The following is a 16,391-nucleotide window of genomic DNA, read 5'->3' on the forward strand; positions in this document are numbered from 1 at the left end:
TAATAAAATAACCAAGGGCTGACTCATGACTACAATCGTAAGTGTTCGCCGTAATGGCCAAGTTGTAATTGGTGGTGATGGACAGGCGACGATGGGTAATACCGTCATGAAAGGCAATGTCCGTAAAGTGCGCCGCCTTTATAATGATAAAGTTATTGCAGGCTTCGCAGGCAGTACTGCTGATGCATTTACACTGTTTGAATTTTTTGAACGAAAACTAGAACTTCACCAAGGACACCTAACAAAAGCCGCTGTTGAATTGGCTAAAGACTGGCGTACTGATCGTATGCTGAGAAAACTCGAAGCGCTTTTAGCTGTTGCAAATGAAAACAGTTCATTGATTATTACAGGTAATGGCGATGTTATTCAACCAGAAAATGATTTGATCGCTATTGGTTCTGGTGGTGCCTATGCACAAGCCGCTGCACGTGCATTGTTAGAAAATACAACAATGAGCGCACGTGATATTACAGAAAAAGCGTTAAATATAGCGAGCGATATCTGTATTTATACCAACCATAATTTTAACTTTGAAGAACTCTCTTCAAAATCTTAAGGATTTAAACATGTCTGAAATGACGCCTCGTGAAATTGTCAGTGAATTGGACAATCATATTATTGGTCAAGACAAAGCAAAACGTTCTGTCGCTATTGCGCTACGTAATCGTTGGCGTCGTATGCAACTTGATGAAGCACTACGTCAGGAAGTAACACCGAAAAATATTTTGATGATTGGTCCAACTGGTGTGGGTAAAACTGAAATTGCCCGTCGCTTAGCAAAACTGGCTAATGCTCCCTTTATCAAGGTAGAAGCAACAAAGTTTACTGAAGTCGGTTATGTGGGTAAAGAGGTCGATTCTATTATTCGTGATTTGACTGACGCTGCTGTAAAAATGGTACTCCTGCAATCTATAGAAAAAAACCGTTACCGTGCAGAAGAACTGGCAGAAGAACGTATTCTTGATGTTTTGTTACCTCCGGCTAAAAATAATTGGGGACAATCTGATCCTAATGTAGAGCCTTCTACCGCACGTCAATCTTTCCGTAAAAAACTAAGAGAAGGTAAGCTGGACGATAAAGAAATTGAAATTGAGGTTACCACTGCATCGGTAGGCGTTGAAATTATGGCTCCTCCTGGTATGGAAGAAATGACCAGTCAATTGCAATCTATGTTTCAAAATCTGGCCGGGCAAAAACATAAACCCCGTAAGATGAAGATTAAAGAAGCTTTCAAAATATTGATCGAAGAAGAAGCAGCAAAACTAGTCAATCCAGAAGAACTAAAACAGCAAGCCATTGATGCAGTTGAACAACACGGCATTGTTTTTATCGATGAAATCGACAAAATTTGTAAACGTGGCGAAACTTCTGGCCCTGATGTCTCTCGAGAAGGTGTACAACGTGATTTGCTACCTTTAGTTGAGGGCTGCACCGTTTCTACTAAACATGGGATGGTAAAAACTGATCATATTCTATTTATCGCTTCTGGTGCATTCCAGGTTGCCAGTCCATCGGATTTGATCCCGGAGCTACAAGGCCGATTACCCATCAGAGTCGAACTACAAGCCTTGACGGCAGAAGACTTTAACCGTATTTTAATTGAACCAAATGCCTCTTTAACTATACAATATAAAGCATTAATGGCAACCGAAGGTTTAAATATTGAATTTACGTCAGAAGGTATTAGTAAAATTGCTCAATCAGCATGGCAAGTCAATGAAAAAACAGAAAATATTGGTGCTCGTCGATTACATACCGTTATTGAGCGATTGATGGAAGATATCTCTTTCGATGCTAGTGAACTTAATGGTCAAGACATTACAATTGACGTTGATTATGTAGCTAAGCATCTAGATGAGCTAGTTGCTGATGAAGATCTGAGTCGATTTATTTTATAATCTGGCGTCGTTAACATTGCTGATTATAATCTTGGATGGGGGGCTAAGCCTCCCATTATTTTTATAACAACAAACTTGTGGATTAATTACATGAATTTAACCACATCAAGAAACCCTATACAAATACAGGCGTGGCTAGAAAGTTTACGCCCCAAAACACTTCCGTTGGGTATTGCACCAATTATAACGGGTTCTGCATTAGCTTATTGGTCTGGCATTTTTATACTCTCGATTTTATTATTAGCTTTACTCACTGCTGCTACACTACAAATTCTATCCAATCTGGCGAATGATTATGGTGATGCGATTAAGGGCAGTGATACCGAGCAACGATTGGGGCCATTACGAGGTATACAAAAAGGAATTATTAGCCTGGTAGAAATGAAAGTTGCTCTAAAAATCACTATCTTTATTTGTTGTTTATGCGGCTTAACTCTGATCATAGTCGCTTGTCGAATGCCAAAGGATATTATTGGCTTTCTGATACTCGGTGTTATCGTTATAATAGCTGCCATCACCTACACCGTGGTGGAAAAAACCTATAAATATCTGTGGCTTGTCGACATCTCGGTGTTGATCTTTTTTGGTTGGTTGAGTGTCATCGGAACTTACTATCTGCATACTAACTAACCACTTTAATTTGATGATATTATTGCCAGTAACCGCCTGTGGATTGCTGTCAGTAGCTGTACTAAACGTTAACAATATGCGTGATATAGAAAATGATATTAAAGCTGGTAAAAATACCTTAGCTGTTAGATTAGGCACCAAAGGCGCTCGAAAGTATCATGCTGCACTCATCTTAATTGCCATTTTTTGTTTAATTCTTTTTAGCTTATTATATCTTCATCACTGGACGGGTTGGTTATTTTTGCTCGCTATACCGATGTTACTAAACCATATAAAGAGAGTTATCCATGATACTACCGCGCTGGGTATGAAACCTTTATTGGAAAATATGGTTAAAGCAGCATTGCTGACTAATATTCTATTTTCTGTTGGCCTTATTTTAAATTAATGATTGTAATTTTGATTTTTCTCAGTATTTTTATCAGCTATGTTTTTGCAAAAAATAACCAGATAAGGATATACTTAAATTCCCTTGTACTTAAAATAGACTGAAATCCTATGAAATATGATACTTCCGAGCTTTATGATATCTACCAAGAAGAGGTGAATGTGGTAGAACCTTTATTCTCTAACTTTGTCAGGCGTACTTCATTTAGTGGTCAAATCGTAACAGTGAAATGTTTTGAAGACAACGGCATAATCTACGATTTACTGGAAGAACAGGGGGAGGGTAGGATCCTATTAGTTGATGGCGGCGGCTCTGTACGTAAGGCGCTAATTGATGCTGAATTGGCCAAATTTGCCATGAAAAACCAATGGGAAGGCATTGTTATTTACGGTGCAGTACGTCACAGGTTGATGAATTAGCAGAATTAGATATCGGTATTCAAGCAATCGCTGCCATGCCGGTAGGTTGTAGCAGTGAGGGTATCGGAGAAAGTGATGTCCGAGTCAATTTTGGTGGCGTCACATTCTTTACAGAAGATTATTTATACGCAGATAATACCGGCATTATCCTTTCCGAGCATACATTACTTTTAGACGATGAGCCAAACAACGATCAAGATATTGAAAACTAATACTCTTTCAGCTAAAAACAAACATTGTTGTATTATTCAATATCTATCGATTAAGTATCAATAAGGGCAACAAATTTTGCCCTTATTGCTATTTTTTTCTAATGCGATGAAATATCGGACGATTACTGAACATCTTCCATTCGATCTAATAGACCGCGTAAACGCTCTTGCCAAGCATGCTGTTCTTGTTTTAAATTCTCATTTTCATGAGCCAGCGTTCCATGTTTCTCTTTAGCACTCGCTACTTCTTGATACAAAATATTATTTTTCTCTTTAAGTTCATTAACTTCCATCTGCAAAAGCTCAATTGTTTCAATAGCTTGTTGAACTTTAGCTTCTAACTTTTCAAAAACTTCAAATGACATTCTTTTGTCCCCTTTTTTAGCAATGCTACGATTGTAAGTAGCCTTCTTACGCCTGTCTAGTTGAAAGCTCTCGATAAATGTCGATTTAACCTTAATTATTTCTATTTATCCAACTAATTGCAAAAAAATATATCAACTAGAATGTTAGTTCGATCACTTTATCAGAGCGATTTCGCTCATTTTTTGAAGTGATCCAACATATTTGATATCATTATCTCCGTTTACGTTCATTTAACGATAAATTCCTTCAGAGTTTCCTTAGGAAACAACAAATAAAAGACCAATTTTATTGCTTAGTATGCATACTTTTGTAGGATAAACATATGAGTAAAATTACTTCACCAACGCTGACAGGTCAATGTATCTCTGAATTTTTAGGTACTGCCTTACTGGTCTTCTTTGGCCTGGGCTGTGTTGCTGCTACGCGTATTGCAGGTGCGCAATTAGGTTTATGGGAAATCAGTATGATTTCGGGATTTGGCGTGGCTTTAGCCGTTTACCTTACGGCAGGTATTTCAGGAGCGCATTTAAATCCGGCGATTACCGTTACTTTTTGGTTATTTACCCATTTTGATAGAAAAAAAGTACTGCCTTATATTATTGCACAAATGCTGGGAGGTTTCGTCGCTGCCGCTCTCGTTTATGGGTTGTATTTCGAACTATTTCTAGATTATGAAAAATTACATCATATAGTACGTGGTTCACCAGCAAGTTTATTTACTGCCGGTGTTTTTTCTACTTATCCAGCAGGACAAATTAGCGTCCTACAGGCATTTGTGATTGAAGTTGTTATTGCTATTATTTTGGTTTGTATGATCTTAAGTTTAACTGATGATAACAATGGCATACCTCGTGGCCCACTAGCGCCGCTACTTATTGGTATTCTGATTGCAGTTATTGGTGGTTCATTTGGCCCACTTACCGGTTTCGCATTAAATCCTGCTCGCGATTTCGGCCCCAAACTAATAGCTGATCTGGCTGGTTGGGGTGATATTGCCTTAACCGGTGGACGAGACTTCCCTTATTGCATAATTCCTCTAACGGCACCTTTTGTTGGCGCTATTATCGGTGCTTTTGCTTATCGCAAACTGATTGGCTACCATTTACCTACTATGGCAAATCAAAACAAAAAATAAACGCAAAAATAATTCAAAAAAATAATATGAAGTAAATTGGACAATTATTATGACAACTGAAACACCAACAACAAAAAAATATATTATCGCACTTGAAAGGTACCACTAGTTCAAGAACCATTATTTTTTGATCATGATGCTAATATTATTAATGTTTCTCAGCGTGAATTTCCTCAAATTTATCCAAAACCAGGTTGAGTAGAACACATGATCCAATAAAAATTTGGGCAACGCAAAGTGCTACTTTAACTGAAGCATTAGCCATTTCTGATATTCGCACTGATCAAATTGCCAGAATTGGCATAACCAATCAACGTGAAACTACCATAGTGTGGGAGAAAAAAACCGGTAACCTATTTATAATGCGATTGTTTGGCAATGTCGTCGTACTGTTGATTTCTGTACCGATCTAAAGCGAAATGACTCAGAATTGGAGAAATATATCCGTGAAAATACCGGTCTTGTAGTTGACCCCTACTTCTCCGGCATCAAACTTAAATGCATCCTGGAGAATGTTGACGGAACGTATGAACGAGCAAAAAATGGTGAGTTACTCTTTGGGACTATCGATACTTGGCTGGTATGGAAAATGACACAAGGGCGTGTCCATGTTACTGACTATACTAACGCATCTCGTACTATGTTGTTTAACATTCATGAGCTCAAGTGGGATCAAAAAATCCTAGATGCCTTCATCAGAAATTTATGGACAAACCAACATTGGTGGTAAAGGTGGAACACGCATACCAATAAATAGCCGGAATGGCCGGCGATCAACAAGCAGCCCTTTTGGGTCAATTATGTATCCAACCAGGAATGGCCAAAAACACTTATGGAACCGGCTGTTTTCTATTAATGAATACCGGCAAAAAAGCCAAAATTTCCGATCATGGCTTACTAACTACTATTGCCTGTGGTCCACAAGGTGAAGTGAATTATGCCCTAGAAGGTGCCGTTTTTATGGCAGGTGCTTCATGACAGGTGCTTCTATACAATGGCTACGTGATGAACTGAAATTAATTGATGATGCTAACGACTCTGAATATTTCGCTAATAAAGTCAAAAATAATAACGATGTTTATGTCGTACCTGCTCTAACTGTTTTAGACGCACCTTATTGGGATCCTTACGACCGCGGTGCGATTTTTGGATTAACACGCGGCGCCAATCGTAACCATATTATTCGCGCAACATTAGAATCTATTGCCTACCAAACGCGTGATGTTCTTGAAGCGATGCAAAATGCGCCTGAGTTCATTACGTGTTGATGGCGGTACTGTCGCCAATAATTTCTTGATGCAGTTCAAATCTTACATCCTGGGTGCTTACGTAAAGTATCCTATTATTCGTGAAAGTACCGCATTAGGTGCAGCTTTACTTGCTGGACTAGCTATTGGTTTTTGGCAAGATTTGTATGAAGTTAAAGAAAAAATGCGTATTAAAAAAATTCACTCCTGGAATTGAAACCACTGAACGTAACTATAAATATAACGGATGGAAAAAAACCGTTTCCCGCGCCAGAGATTGGGAAGAACACGCTTAATCTCAATGAAGATCGATAAATAATAAAATAGCAGTAATTATTTACTGCTATTTTTATATAAAAAGTATAATTAATTTGATACAAATACTTAATAAAAATATATAACTCCTCACTAAGGTTAGCAAAAATAGATTATTTTAATTGTCATTTTTATGACTATAATATAAAAAACATCAAGTAATCATTATGTTATTTATATAAGGTGTTTATCATGAAAAGAAAATAGATTAACCGTTCACTATCATTTAGCCGATAAATATCTCATCGAATATCAATTTTCGATATGTCAGATTTATTATTAATTAAATAACACAAAAAAATAAATCATGAATAACAATTCTTTTATTACTTCAAAAAACCATAATAAATTACATGTAAATATAAAAAAATTATTATTGTATAAAAAAATAAATATATAAATTTGTCAGGTAATCTTTTAGTTTGTCAGACTTCATTTGAAAAATTTAATAACAATCACAATCAATGTAAAAATATAACTTCCAGTACATTAGAAAGCGAAATATCTACCTATCGATCATTACCAATAAACACACCAACTAATCTAGTTTTTATTCAGATCAAATATGGTAATCAATATTATCACGCCAAATATGATGAGCAAGGTAATTGACAATTAAATCTGCCTATCACAAACGAAATTAATCCATATAATCCAATTGAAATAACAATTTATGGTGAAGGAGATGATTCTTTATGGCAGCAAAAGCTCACTGTAGCTGAGCTGATTGACAAGCAAAATCTGGTTAAAAAACATAAAGCAACGTCTTCTACCTTGCCACCAGAAGTGCCACCAATATCATTAAATAATCTTACTAACCAAAAGTAGCATTTTGGCCAACAAAAAATAATTTTCGCTTATCAAATGCTCAATTTTACTGATCAAGTAGTAAGTCAAGCCAAAGTTTTTTCTATCCACATGCGAGATAGTGGTGGTAATCTGGTCTTAGATCTTGCCTATTCACGTCAGGTAACACACTTACTGCTGCAATGGAGGAGCACATCAATCGTCATTTACCTGAACACAAGGGTGTGAAAGTGATTTACTATGATCGCCAGCTGATTATTACCGATCCACATAAAAGAACAATTGAAACACTAGTGCTGGGTAAAACCGCCACTATCACGCCAATTATTTTATCGCAAAAACTATCACCCTTTGGCCATGCTAATTATCGCCTTCCTTACGATGCTTCACAACGCCATCGCATAACCCATTTTTCTTTTGCCTTAAATGGGAACAACGAAAAATGTACCTCTCTTTTATACTGATATTAACTTAGCACTCTCTTCTGAATTTGATAATTAACAGTTAGCAAAAATATTAAAAAATAGAATTAATAAATTAATGGGTAATGATGATATCCAGATTAAATGGGATAGCGACTATCAACATTTGGTAATCAATGATCATCAAGGTCTCCCGATAACTGACTTTGTGTTACAAACCTATCGCAGTTATGATCAGTTAATAAAAATGTCGGGCATTGCCACACCTAATAACTATGCTACCCAAGCCAAACTTGGCGTTATCCGTGTCAATTACCACAGTCAATAGCACATCAAGGATGGTCATGGCAATTACTGGCAGCTCCAACATTTCGACACAGCACAAATAGATAGCACAACTGGGCAATGGGAATATCAGCCAGCCTACGATGATAGTTCTCGAGGCTATGATCAATTTCATCTTCAAGCAATCGATCAGGCTGATAATATCAGTCGTCCTACTGCCGTCATTTTGCAACATGATTAGGCACCCATTCCTTTTTTCCAACCGTTAAAACCTTCATGCTCAAGACACCTGATTATCAGGAACCTATTTGCTAATCACCAACCTATCCCTGCTGATTTTAAGTTACATGATGTTTTTATTGCTCAAACCCATGTGCTTCGTCCTCAAGATCCTTATTTACAACTTGTCTAGAATCGATGGGCATTAATTAAACTTAATGCCAGTAGCCTCTCTGGTGCGCCGGCACCAGATTTTACCGCAATCATTCATGATGCTGATAGTTATGAATTAGGTCGTATTCTATTAACCGGTGATAAAAAGCTACCCACATCGCTTGATTTACCTAATCAGGATAATCTTGTAAGCCAAAAGGGTCATAACGATTAAGATAGTTATATAGCACCACTTCAAAGAAGAATGGATAAAACCGGGGATTTCGATTACTCTGACAGCCAATGGCCAACCGCTTGCTTTACCTCATTATCAAGAAAAAACTTTTGCATTTCGACCTAAAGTTAGAGCTGATCTAAATTTAACTCTGCGTATCATGCGAATAGCTCATTATACCGGCAATGATGAGGTTATTAACGACAACATAGATCAATCGGGTGATAAAATGGTAGCTAAATTGCCCATTAAAAAACTCACTCTTTATTCTTACCCTAGTGTCGCATTTGAACAGTTTTCTTCTTTCGAAGACGGATTTAATGCTGTTTATACTGGTAACAAAAACGAGCCCGGCAGTGATCTTCACACCGGTAATGGCGGATTTAAAAGCGCTATTGCCGCCAGTTATAATTTAGCTAATCGTTTACGACGAACTAATATCGGTGGTAATGAAATAAGTTATGTCGTCTTTTTTCCTAATCACTATGGTGGCCTTGGTGGCAGACAACAAGGTGGTGGTAGTGCGCGAGCGCTTATATTTTGATTCATGAAATCGACCACGCTATGGACCTACTTCATAGCATAGATGATCCCAACTACCCGTATAAATTAGGCTACCAAGCAAGTTGGAGTTATGATCAAGTCAATCAACAATATTTACCAAACTTTTCTACTGATAATAACAATGATTATTATCCTAATGCCGATCCGATGCACGGTGCTAAAGGTTCACGGCCAAAACCACAAAAGTTTCTCCCCTTTTCTGATTATAACACTGCGAAAAATCATCAATTTGCCGAACAGCAATATCAATGGTATCCCAATCAGATAACAGGTGTAGATAGCGAAGATGGTGGCTTTGCCGGAGAAGGTTTATTTAAGTATGGGATGATACTCTTCGGCAATGGATTACGGTGACAAAGAATAATCATCAACAGTATAATATCGAAGAAGAAACCCTCGCTTACCAGTATAATAAACCGGTTTACTGGATCACCGGCCATCTGGTTCAACATAACGGCCAAACACTGGAGCTGAATACCGCACCTCATCCACAGAATCAGCTAAAGATTTTTATAACCTAGGGTAACCTCCCTTAGCCTTACCACAATTTTCTCACTGCAAAAGGGCGCCCATTACAGAAACATTACCCTTATGCCTTGAAAGTAACTTACGCCACAGAGCATGAATTACTGACCGAGTTGCTGCAAATACCGGCAACCTCACTACACTCGTTAAGTTTGCATATTGCCAACAAAGGTGAACTGGTACGTTTCGAGATCCTTGAAGCACCCTTAGGTCAGTTAAGCAATCGTTCTGTTTATCGTTATATTAATCCTGATTCGCTTGCTAACACACTATTTGATCATCGTAGTGAATTTAGTATTTCACACTCACTGCGTTTGGTTAATTATTGGCAAGGTAAAGCAATTAACTAGTCAATTACAGAAGGTAACTCATTAATTTATGAGAATGGCAAAGCCACACTGACAAAATATCATCCAACCAATGCATTAAAAGCCGCATGGTTAGAAGGAGAAGTACTTAAAAAGCAAATTTTTGCGCTGGCTCTTCCCCAAGAAGATATTGCCTATTCACAGTTCTTTAATACCCATCATCAACAAATAAAAACCATTGCAACAGAACCATTAGCACTACCTCAATCTTTTCAACAAGGGGCTATTAACTGGCATTCATTTGATCCGAAAGTTATTAACCATCATGGTCAACTAATCGGCCATGGTGCAACAACCATTTCCGCAACCATAACTTACCCATCAGGATCAAGCCAAACTTTTAAACACCATTATCAGGTTCCTGATCGGTCGCAATATGGTGGATTAAATTTAAGCATTTATGATCTCAGTCAGCTAGATTTAAGCAACAGAAGTCTGACGCAATCTCAATTTAATACACTACTAAATAAAAAACAGTGGTTAAATAACGCTCCTCTTTATGCCAAACGCTGGCAGGAAGATTCTCCTAATTATTGGATGGGAAAAGAAAAATTTGGCCAATTTGATGCTGATTTTAAGTCTAACGTGTTAAACAGCAAAAAATTGAAACCCACATTGTGGATTTTTTCTGGCTTTCTGGCACCAACTGAAACCAATCATTATCAGTTAAAATTTAAAGCCAATGATATAGGACGGGTTTATATCCAACACAAAAACCGATTTCACATGCTAGACTATCGTGATAATCAAACAATCTATCTGGATAGCCGGTAAACATTATCCTATTTGGCTGTTCTCGAGCCCCAATAGCCACGCGGTTGGTGATCAATATTTGGGATACCATAGAATTAACCTGGCGCCCAGTAGGGCAAGAAAATTATTAGTCGATAGCAAAAGAAAATTTAATTGCCATGCCAATTAATTCGTCAGAAAGATACCCCATCGCATGGTTACCTAAGCCCTTACAGTTAACAAAGGATCCAGCAGCAACTGTAACCAAACCATCCGACAGTTTTACGCCAATCCAATTAATTAATCCCAATCATTTCATTTTAGATATCGAAGAACAAATCCTTTATAATGGTGAAAATAGTGAAACAGCGTTGGCAAATATGACTAATAACCAAGAGCCTATAATGGCCACACCATCAATGAGGGAACAAGTCGCTGACAACAGAAATAACAAATCAGCAAAATCAAGCGACATAGCAAAAAAGGGCAAACTTATATTAGCTTAATTACTGACAGATCAACGCTTCTCTCACAGTATAGAAGGAATAATTACCTCTAGATTGCATGAAGAGCACGAGTCTCGCCAACCAAAATCATATAACGATTGCGTAAAAAAAGCCATATTCACATAATTTTATTATCTAAATATATTTATCAAATAGGTGTTAATTTTTATCCATTTTATATGCCAGAGGTAACCAGCATAATAAAATAAGGATAGACATAGCACAAACATCAACATCCCCAAACTGAATTGTCCAGTTTGGGGTAAATGGGCTGACAACCAAGCTGCCACGCCTGAACCTACATTTTGCAAACCGCCAACCAGTGCACCAGCGGCACCTGCTAAATAAGAGAAAGGCTCCATTGCTCCGGTGGTTGCTAATGGAAATAACATAGCTGCACCAAAGAAAAAAAGTCCGGCAAGGATCAACAGTGACCACACATTCATAAATCCAAACCAACCTAGTAACCACATGATAATAGCCGCAGAAATACGACAAAAAACGGCAGGCCACATTAACTGATAAAAAGTTTTTCCTTTGCGTCAGGCATACCAAGCACCTAAAAATGCCGTAGGAATAGGCAAAAGAAATAGAATACTGACGGTAATACTATTTAAACCTAATACTCCCCCCAACAGACACCACTACTTGATTCAAATACCACGACACCCGCCAGTCCACCAATTACTATGACTAGGTAAGCATCAAAGGTAGGATTTGATAATAACGAATAATAAGCAGAAAGCATATTTCTTTTTTCAAAAGCGGGCAGGCAAGTTTCAGGCAAGCATTTCCACATACTGATCAAGACAAAACTAACTAATAAAAACAAGAAAATATAAGTTGCATGCCAGCCAAAAAAATAGTCAATACCACCGCCAATCATTGATGCCAGTAACGGACTAACTAATATTCACATATTCAATATGTTATTGGCATAACGTAATGCGGTTCCGATATAGAAATCACGTGGCATAGTTCTTGCCATCACGCCGGCAACACCAACACCTAAATCTTGCAGTGTACTGGCAATAATCAAGATCTTTAATGAAGGTGCGGAAATTGTGATTATGGTTGCGATCAAATAAATAATTAAACCGACTAAAATAACCGGGCGACGACCAACGTGATCGGATATAGGTCCATAAAATAGTTGTGAAAAACCATAAAATAGCAGATACGCTCCCATTACGCTTTGCACCGCACCATCAGGTTCAGCGAAATAGGCAGCAATTTCTGCAATAACGGGGACATAAATTGTCTGCATCATCTGCCAGATAGCAATTAAAACAATGAGCATTAATAGCAAATTGAAGTGTTCTAATTTTATTTAATAATCAATGTATTAAAAAAAGTTATAATATATTAGGCTTAAAGAAAAACAGCTCGATCAAATCTGTGAGTTAATATCAATTAATCTAACAAATTATAAAAAAATTCGAGTTAATCGATCAAATTTTTTTTCCATCTATAGCCGAATCTAATTGACTTATTTTGTAAACATAACTGTACAATTTTATATCATAATGAAAGAGTCATAATTTAACTAAATAGTTAAAACACATTATCGATAATGGTTTTGCCTAGATTTGACATAATATGACCAAACATTAACGCTTTATTTGACACATTGGGAGGCCAGTAGTATGGCGAATTGGGTAACAGGAAAAATTATTAAAAACCATAAATGGACAGATACCTTATTTAGTTTGATCCTCGAAGCGCCAATTAAACCGTTTATTGCCGGGCAATATGCTAAACTTGGGCTAGAAATCAATGGCCAACGTATCCAACGCGCCTATTCTTATGTTAACGCACCCAATGATAATCAATTAGAATTCTATCTCGTCACCGTACCGGAAGGAAAGCTCAGCCCACACCTGGAAGCATTGAAACCCGGTGATCCTATCGATGTCACTGAAGAGGCAGCAGGTTTTTTTGTGTTAGAAGAACTACCTGATTGTGAAACGCTTTGGATGCTATCGACAGGTACCGCAATTGGACCTTTTTTATCCATTTTACAGTTTGGCGAAAATTTAGCCCGATTTAATCAAGCTATCCTGGTACATGCGGTACGTCACGCGGAAGATTTGAGTTACTTACCATTAATGAAAGCTCTTGAGAAAAAATATCAAGGAAAATTGAAGATCCAAACTATTGTCAGTCGCGAAAACAAAACTGGCTCACTCACCGGCCGTATTCCAGCGCTAATTGAAAGCGGACAGCTAGAACAAGCAGTAAAGGCAAAAATTGATCCCTCAACGAGCCATATTATGCTTTGCGGTAATCCACAAATGGTTAAAGATACCCAACAACTACTAAAAATACAAAGAGCGATGGATAAACACTTACGCCGTAAAGCGGGACACATTACCAGTGAACAATATTGGTAAGCCAAGGTAAATAAAAATTAATCAGCTGAGATAGTCAACTTGTTCAGTTTTTTTTACCATAACGATATAACGATTTACTTTATTCTGACCTTTAAAACTACCACAATCTGAAAATAATATGGTAACAATAAATAAAGGTAGAAATCGCCCAATTCCCCACTGCCAAAAAGGCGTGAATAAACTAACATCGATAAAAAATAACACAAAAGCCAACAATAGCAACAACTAGCCACCAGATTTACCACGATCATGTAGACCTTTAGTAAAAATTGCCGCCAATGGGTAGAACAACAAAATGACTAATAACAGTAAAATATAAGGAGAAAATAACAAAAAAGTTTGCAAACTAAATATCATGACCATTAATAAAAAACAAATAACTATACCAAGCCAAAATAGTTTTCGACCAATTCGTCCTTTAAATGAGAGTGCCCATTGTTGTAATGTCATTTATCTTGTCCTAATGAATCCTTTATGAAAAAATTCATACTGACGAGTAACGATGATCAAAATATACAATCGCAAATTTGAGTTAGCATTAGTATTTATTGCATCATTGCCACTATTTTCCGTGCTGACAAAAGAATTACCAATTATGCCTGAAACAGAGGTTTCGGTTGCTTATTTATCACCCGATGCAGCCTTATTCAATGAAACTATTCCCATATTTCGGCAAAAATATAATTAGGATAATCCCAGCTATCCAATACATGAATTTAAACTGATCAAAAGCAAGGATATTAGCTTACCATATATTCGTGCAGCCAGTCGAATTAACAGCGAAATTTACTCCTCCGCAGTACTTGAACGAGGAAGTGAAAAAATTAAAAGTTTACAGCTAACTATTAATGCCACCAAAAGAGATAAACAGCTATAAAACTAATCGACAATTATTCGAACGTTATATTATGGCAATTATTAATCACTTCGAAAAAACCACTTCAATTAATAACACACATCAATTAACCACGGTATTAGATCGTATGTTAGAACAACATAACCAAGTGCAGAGTGATGAAACGATTGTAGGTGCTATCCGTTATATTTTAGTAAAAGTAAAGATAACATAATTACTTTCGCTATTGAACCGGTTAAGCTTGCACTAAATTATGATAACATCACACATGAATGACGAAAAACAAAGTGATTTAGTCATAGCATCTTTATACTATCCTTTTGCATAAACTGAATAATGATCAATTGTCTTTATCTCATTTATGAATAAATATTTTTTAGTTGGAGGAAAACATGCGGCATCCATTAGTCATAGGTAATTGGAAACTCAATGGCAGTACAAAAATAGTTGAAGAACTGATTGGAAATTTACGTAACGAATTAAATAATGTCACAGGCTGTGATGTCGCAATTGCCCCACCAGCGCTTTACCTGGCGCAAGCAAAACAAGCTTTAACCGGTAGCAAGATAGCACTTAGCTCACAAGATGTTGATGTCAATCTATCTGGAGCTTTTACCGGTGATACCTCAGCGGAAATGCTAAAAGATATTGGCGCAAAATATATTATTATCGGTCACTCTGAACGTAGAACTTATCATCAAGAAAGCGATGAATTTATCGCCCGCAAATTTGCGGTGTTAAAATCGCAAGGATTAACGCCGGTACTTTGTATTGGTGAATCTGAACAAGAAAATAGTGCCGGCAAAACTGAACAAGTCTGCGCTCGACAAATCGATGCAGTATTAAATAGTTTAGGCGCCGACGCATTTGAAAATAGTGTTATTGCATATGAACCGATTTGGGCGATTGGCACCGGTAAATCAACCACTCCCGCCCAGGCACAGGCGGTACATAAATTTATTCGTGACCATATTGCCAAACAAGATCAGGCCATTGCCGAACAAGTGATTATTCAGTACGGCGGCTCAGTGAATGCCAGCAATGCTGCCGAGCTTTTCAGTCAACCCGATATTGATGGTGCATTAGTCGGCGCTGCATCGCTGAAAGTCGATGCTTTTGCTACTATTGTTAACACTGCTGCGGCAGTGAAAAAAGCCAGCTAATTTTACTTGTCGTAATTCAAACCCGGCTCTAGCTAGTCATCAGTAGGATCGGGTCAGTCATCGATGATGACGAATTAAAGTACCCATCAATCGACTTATCAAAATCCACTCGCTTAAATTTATCTTGGCTGGCTAGCACCATGATGGTGCTAACTATTAAGAGGTTTATGTACCAATACACTCAAGCCCATAAACCTCTATTAGCGGTAACTTAAATTTAGCCCATTTTTTAATATTCGGTAAATGGGATAAGCGTTTAATTAACGTTCATCAAAGATCTCGAACACAGGTAAAAAAGAATTGATTGTTTTTACCTTCACCACTGTTATTTATATAACTACTGACTATACCAGCGGCTTTAACATTGTTACCTGATGTTTCAGATGTCCAGTACATATGATAATTCCAATTATATAAAAGTACGTCACCCCATTCACTCCAAAGTGAATCAATACCTCGTATCAACTGACCAGCACTGAGCTGTGCAACGGTTGGGAGTATCAATCCCTTATTAGCACACCAGTTTTTAGCATCATCCTAATTCATCGCTTGT

General features: G+C 37.4%; 21 protein-coding genes and 4 pseudogenes. 20 read left to right on the plus strand and 5 right to left on the minus strand.

The window, feature by feature from the left end; genetic code table 11:
* Window positions 1-25: 25 nt before the first annotated feature.
* The 4 genes and pseudogenes from hslV to rraA all read left to right on the plus strand — a co-directional run bounded on the left by hslV (window position 26) and on the right by rraA (window position 3,547).
* Window positions 26-556 (plus strand): ATP-dependent protease subunit HslV, encoded by a 531-nt coding sequence (gene hslV / locus ARADI_RS08010; RefSeq protein ID WP_119711722.1) that lies wholly within the window; start codon window positions 26-28, stop codon window positions 554-556.
* 10 nt (window positions 557-566) lie between these two features.
* Complete coding sequence (gene hslU, locus ARADI_RS08015; protein WP_119711723.1) at window positions 567-1,898, plus strand: ATP-dependent protease ATPase subunit HslU; 1,332 nt, start codon at window positions 567-569, stop codon at window positions 1,896-1,898.
* A 90-nt stretch (window positions 1,899-1,988) separates the two neighbouring features.
* A pseudogene (locus ARADI_RS08020) lies at window positions 1,989-2,916 on the plus strand (1,4-dihydroxy-2-naphthoate polyprenyltransferase).
* Window positions 2,917-3,026: 110 nt separating this feature from the next.
* Window positions 3,027-3,547 (plus strand): annotated as a pseudogene (rraA, locus tag ARADI_RS08025) (ribonuclease E activity regulator RraA).
* A gap of 122 nt (window positions 3,548-3,669) precedes the next feature.
* On the opposite strand, the gene zapB reads toward rraA, so the two are convergent.
* Complete coding sequence (gene zapB, locus ARADI_RS08030; RefSeq protein ID WP_119711724.1) at window positions 3,670-3,912, minus strand: cell division protein ZapB; 243 nt, start codon at window positions 3,910-3,912, stop codon at window positions 3,670-3,672.
* Between the two features lie 323 nt (window positions 3,913-4,235).
* Here zapB and ARADI_RS08035 point away from each other — a divergent pair, with 323 nt between their 5' ends.
* The 11 genes and pseudogenes from ARADI_RS08035 to ARADI_RS08085 all read left to right on the plus strand — a co-directional run bounded on the left by ARADI_RS08035 (window position 4,236) and on the right by ARADI_RS08085 (window position 11,426).
* Window positions 4,236-5,048 carry an MIP/aquaporin family protein gene (locus ARADI_RS08035; RefSeq protein ID WP_119711725.1) on the plus strand — a complete coding sequence of 271 codons (813 nt, stop codon included), beginning with the start codon at window positions 4,236-4,238 and terminating at the stop codon, window positions 5,046-5,048.
* 49 nt (window positions 5,049-5,097) lie between these two features.
* Window positions 5,098-6,591 (plus strand): annotated as a pseudogene (glpK, locus tag ARADI_RS19670) (glycerol kinase GlpK).
* 421 nt (window positions 6,592-7,012) lie between these two features.
* Entirely contained in the window at window positions 7,013-7,222 is a 210-nt protein-coding gene (locus tag ARADI_RS08045; protein ID WP_147392389.1) for a hypothetical protein, read from the plus strand.
* Window positions 7,223-7,599: 377 nt separating this feature from the next.
* A complete protein-coding gene (locus tag ARADI_RS08050) occupies window positions 7,600-7,881 on the plus strand; it encodes a hypothetical protein (protein WP_119711726.1) in 282 nt (93 codons plus the stop codon).
* A gap of 76 nt (window positions 7,882-7,957) precedes the next feature.
* Window positions 7,958-8,167, plus strand: coding sequence for a hypothetical protein (locus ARADI_RS08055; RefSeq protein WP_119711727.1), 210 nt, complete (start codon window positions 7,958-7,960; stop codon window positions 8,165-8,167).
* A 724-nt stretch (window positions 8,168-8,891) separates the two neighbouring features.
* On the plus strand, window positions 8,892-9,275 hold the full coding sequence (locus tag ARADI_RS08060) for a hypothetical protein (protein WP_119711728.1): 384 nt from the start codon (window positions 8,892-8,894) through the stop codon (window positions 9,273-9,275).
* Window positions 9,276-9,295: 20 nt separating this feature from the next.
* Window positions 9,296-9,649, plus strand: coding sequence for a hypothetical protein (locus tag ARADI_RS08065; RefSeq protein ID WP_147392390.1), 354 nt, complete (start codon window positions 9,296-9,298; stop codon window positions 9,647-9,649).
* On the plus strand, window positions 9,646-9,816 hold the full coding sequence (locus tag ARADI_RS08070) for a hypothetical protein (RefSeq protein WP_182853156.1): 171 nt from the start codon (window positions 9,646-9,648) through the stop codon (window positions 9,814-9,816). Before ARADI_RS08065 ends, ARADI_RS08070 begins: the two co-directional genes overlap by 4 nt.
* A gap of 75 nt (window positions 9,817-9,891) precedes the next feature.
* A complete protein-coding gene (locus ARADI_RS08075) occupies window positions 9,892-10,170 on the plus strand; it encodes a hypothetical protein (RefSeq protein ID WP_119711730.1) in 279 nt (92 codons plus the stop codon).
* 555 nt (window positions 10,171-10,725) lie between these two features.
* On the plus strand, window positions 10,726-10,962 hold the full coding sequence (locus tag ARADI_RS08080; RefSeq protein ID WP_119711731.1) for a hypothetical protein: 237 nt from the start codon (window positions 10,726-10,728) through the stop codon (window positions 10,960-10,962).
* Between the two features lie 137 nt (window positions 10,963-11,099).
* Window positions 11,100-11,426, plus strand: coding sequence for a hypothetical protein (locus ARADI_RS08085; RefSeq protein ID WP_119711732.1), 327 nt, complete (start codon window positions 11,100-11,102; stop codon window positions 11,424-11,426).
* A gap of 159 nt (window positions 11,427-11,585) precedes the next feature.
* On the opposite strand, the pseudogene emrD reads toward ARADI_RS08085, so the two are convergent.
* Window positions 11,586-12,726: pseudogene (gene emrD / locus ARADI_RS08090) on the minus strand (multidrug efflux MFS transporter EmrD).
* 346 nt (window positions 12,727-13,072) lie between these two features.
* On the opposite strand from emrD, the gene fpr reads away from it, so the two are divergent.
* On the plus strand, window positions 13,073-13,819 hold the full coding sequence (gene fpr / locus ARADI_RS08095; protein WP_119711733.1) for a ferredoxin--NADP(+) reductase: 747 nt from the start codon (window positions 13,073-13,075) through the stop codon (window positions 13,817-13,819).
* A 21-nt stretch (window positions 13,820-13,840) separates the two neighbouring features.
* Here fpr and ARADI_RS20910 read toward each other — a convergent pair whose 3' ends face one another.
* Window positions 13,841-14,044: a hypothetical protein gene (locus tag ARADI_RS20910; protein WP_369406987.1), complete on the minus strand. Its 204-nt coding sequence runs from the start codon at window positions 14,042-14,044 to the stop codon at window positions 13,841-13,843.
* A complete protein-coding gene (locus ARADI_RS20915) occupies window positions 14,045-14,269 on the minus strand; it encodes a DUF805 domain-containing protein (protein ID WP_369406988.1) in 225 nt (74 codons plus the stop codon).
* 52 nt (window positions 14,270-14,321) lie between these two features.
* On the opposite strand from ARADI_RS20915, the gene ARADI_RS17775 reads away from it, so the two are divergent.
* From ARADI_RS17775 to tpiA, 4 genes are all read left to right on the plus strand, one after another.
* Complete coding sequence (locus tag ARADI_RS17775) at window positions 14,322-14,507, plus strand: hypothetical protein (RefSeq protein ID WP_238149278.1); 186 nt, start codon at window positions 14,322-14,324, stop codon at window positions 14,505-14,507.
* A gap of 51 nt (window positions 14,508-14,558) precedes the next feature.
* Window positions 14,559-14,696 carry a DUF1454 family protein gene (locus ARADI_RS19675; protein WP_255420678.1) on the plus strand — a complete coding sequence of 46 codons (138 nt, stop codon included), beginning with the start codon at window positions 14,559-14,561 and terminating at the stop codon, window positions 14,694-14,696.
* Entirely contained in the window at window positions 14,668-14,889 is a 222-nt protein-coding gene (locus ARADI_RS17780; protein WP_255420656.1) for a DUF1454 family protein, read from the plus strand. The genes ARADI_RS19675 and ARADI_RS17780 overlap by 29 nt, the downstream gene beginning before the upstream one ends.
* Window positions 14,890-15,067: 178 nt before the next feature.
* On the plus strand, window positions 15,068-15,838 hold the full coding sequence (tpiA, locus tag ARADI_RS08110) for a triose-phosphate isomerase (RefSeq protein ID WP_119711734.1): 771 nt from the start codon (window positions 15,068-15,070) through the stop codon (window positions 15,836-15,838).
* Window positions 15,839-16,108: 270 nt separating this feature from the next.
* Here tpiA and ARADI_RS08115 read toward each other — a convergent pair whose 3' ends face one another.
* Window positions 16,109-16,342 carry a hypothetical protein gene (locus ARADI_RS08115; RefSeq protein ID WP_119711735.1) on the minus strand — a complete coding sequence of 78 codons (234 nt, stop codon included), beginning with the start codon at window positions 16,340-16,342 and terminating at the stop codon, window positions 16,109-16,111.
* Between the last annotated feature and the right edge of the window lie 49 nt (window positions 16,343-16,391).

Origin of the sequence: Arsenophonus endosymbiont of Aleurodicus floccissimus (genome assembly GCF_900343025.1) — a bacterium.
Taxonomy (GTDB): Bacteria; Pseudomonadota; Gammaproteobacteria; order Enterobacterales; family Enterobacteriaceae; genus Arsenophonus.

Bases quoted from the DNA above. Each gene is read 5' to 3' on its own strand.
- hslV (WP_119711722.1), top strand. From the start codon at position 26: ATGACTACAATCGTAAGTGTTCGCCGTAATGGCCAAGTTGTAATTGGT.
- hslU (WP_119711723.1), top strand. From the start codon at position 567: ATGTCTGAAATGACGCCTCGTGAAATTGTCAGTGAATTGGACAATCAT.
- zapB (WP_119711724.1), bottom strand. From the start codon at position 3,912: ATGTCATTTGAAGTTTTTGAAAAGTTAGAAGCTAAAGTTCAACAAGCT.
- ARADI_RS08035 (WP_119711725.1), top strand. From the start codon at position 4,236: ATGAGTAAAATTACTTCACCAACGCTGACAGGTCAATGTATCTCTGAA.
- ARADI_RS08050 (WP_119711726.1), top strand. From the start codon at position 7,600: ATGGAGGAGCACATCAATCGTCATTTACCTGAACACAAGGGTGTGAAA.
- ARADI_RS08055 (WP_119711727.1), top strand. From the start codon at position 7,958: ATGGGTAATGATGATATCCAGATTAAATGGGATAGCGACTATCAACAT.
- ARADI_RS08060 (WP_119711728.1), top strand. From the start codon at position 8,892: ATGCGAATAGCTCATTATACCGGCAATGATGAGGTTATTAACGACAAC.
- ARADI_RS08065 (WP_147392390.1), top strand. From the start codon at position 9,296: ATGGACCTACTTCATAGCATAGATGATCCCAACTACCCGTATAAATTA.
- ARADI_RS08080 (WP_119711731.1), top strand. From the start codon at position 10,726: ATGGGAAAAGAAAAATTTGGCCAATTTGATGCTGATTTTAAGTCTAAC.
- ARADI_RS08085 (WP_119711732.1), top strand. From the start codon at position 11,100: ATGCCAATTAATTCGTCAGAAAGATACCCCATCGCATGGTTACCTAAG.
- fpr (WP_119711733.1), top strand. From the start codon at position 13,073: ATGGCGAATTGGGTAACAGGAAAAATTATTAAAAACCATAAATGGACA.
- ARADI_RS20915 (WP_369406988.1), bottom strand. From the start codon at position 14,269: ATGACATTACAACAATGGGCACTCTCATTTAAAGGACGAATTGGTCGA.
- ARADI_RS17775 (WP_238149278.1), top strand. From the start codon at position 14,322: ATGATCAAAATATACAATCGCAAATTTGAGTTAGCATTAGTATTTATT.
- ARADI_RS17780 (WP_255420656.1), top strand. From the start codon at position 14,668: ATGCCACCAAAAGAGATAAACAGCTATAAAACTAATCGACAATTATTC.
- tpiA (WP_119711734.1), top strand. From the start codon at position 15,068: ATGCGGCATCCATTAGTCATAGGTAATTGGAAACTCAATGGCAGTACA.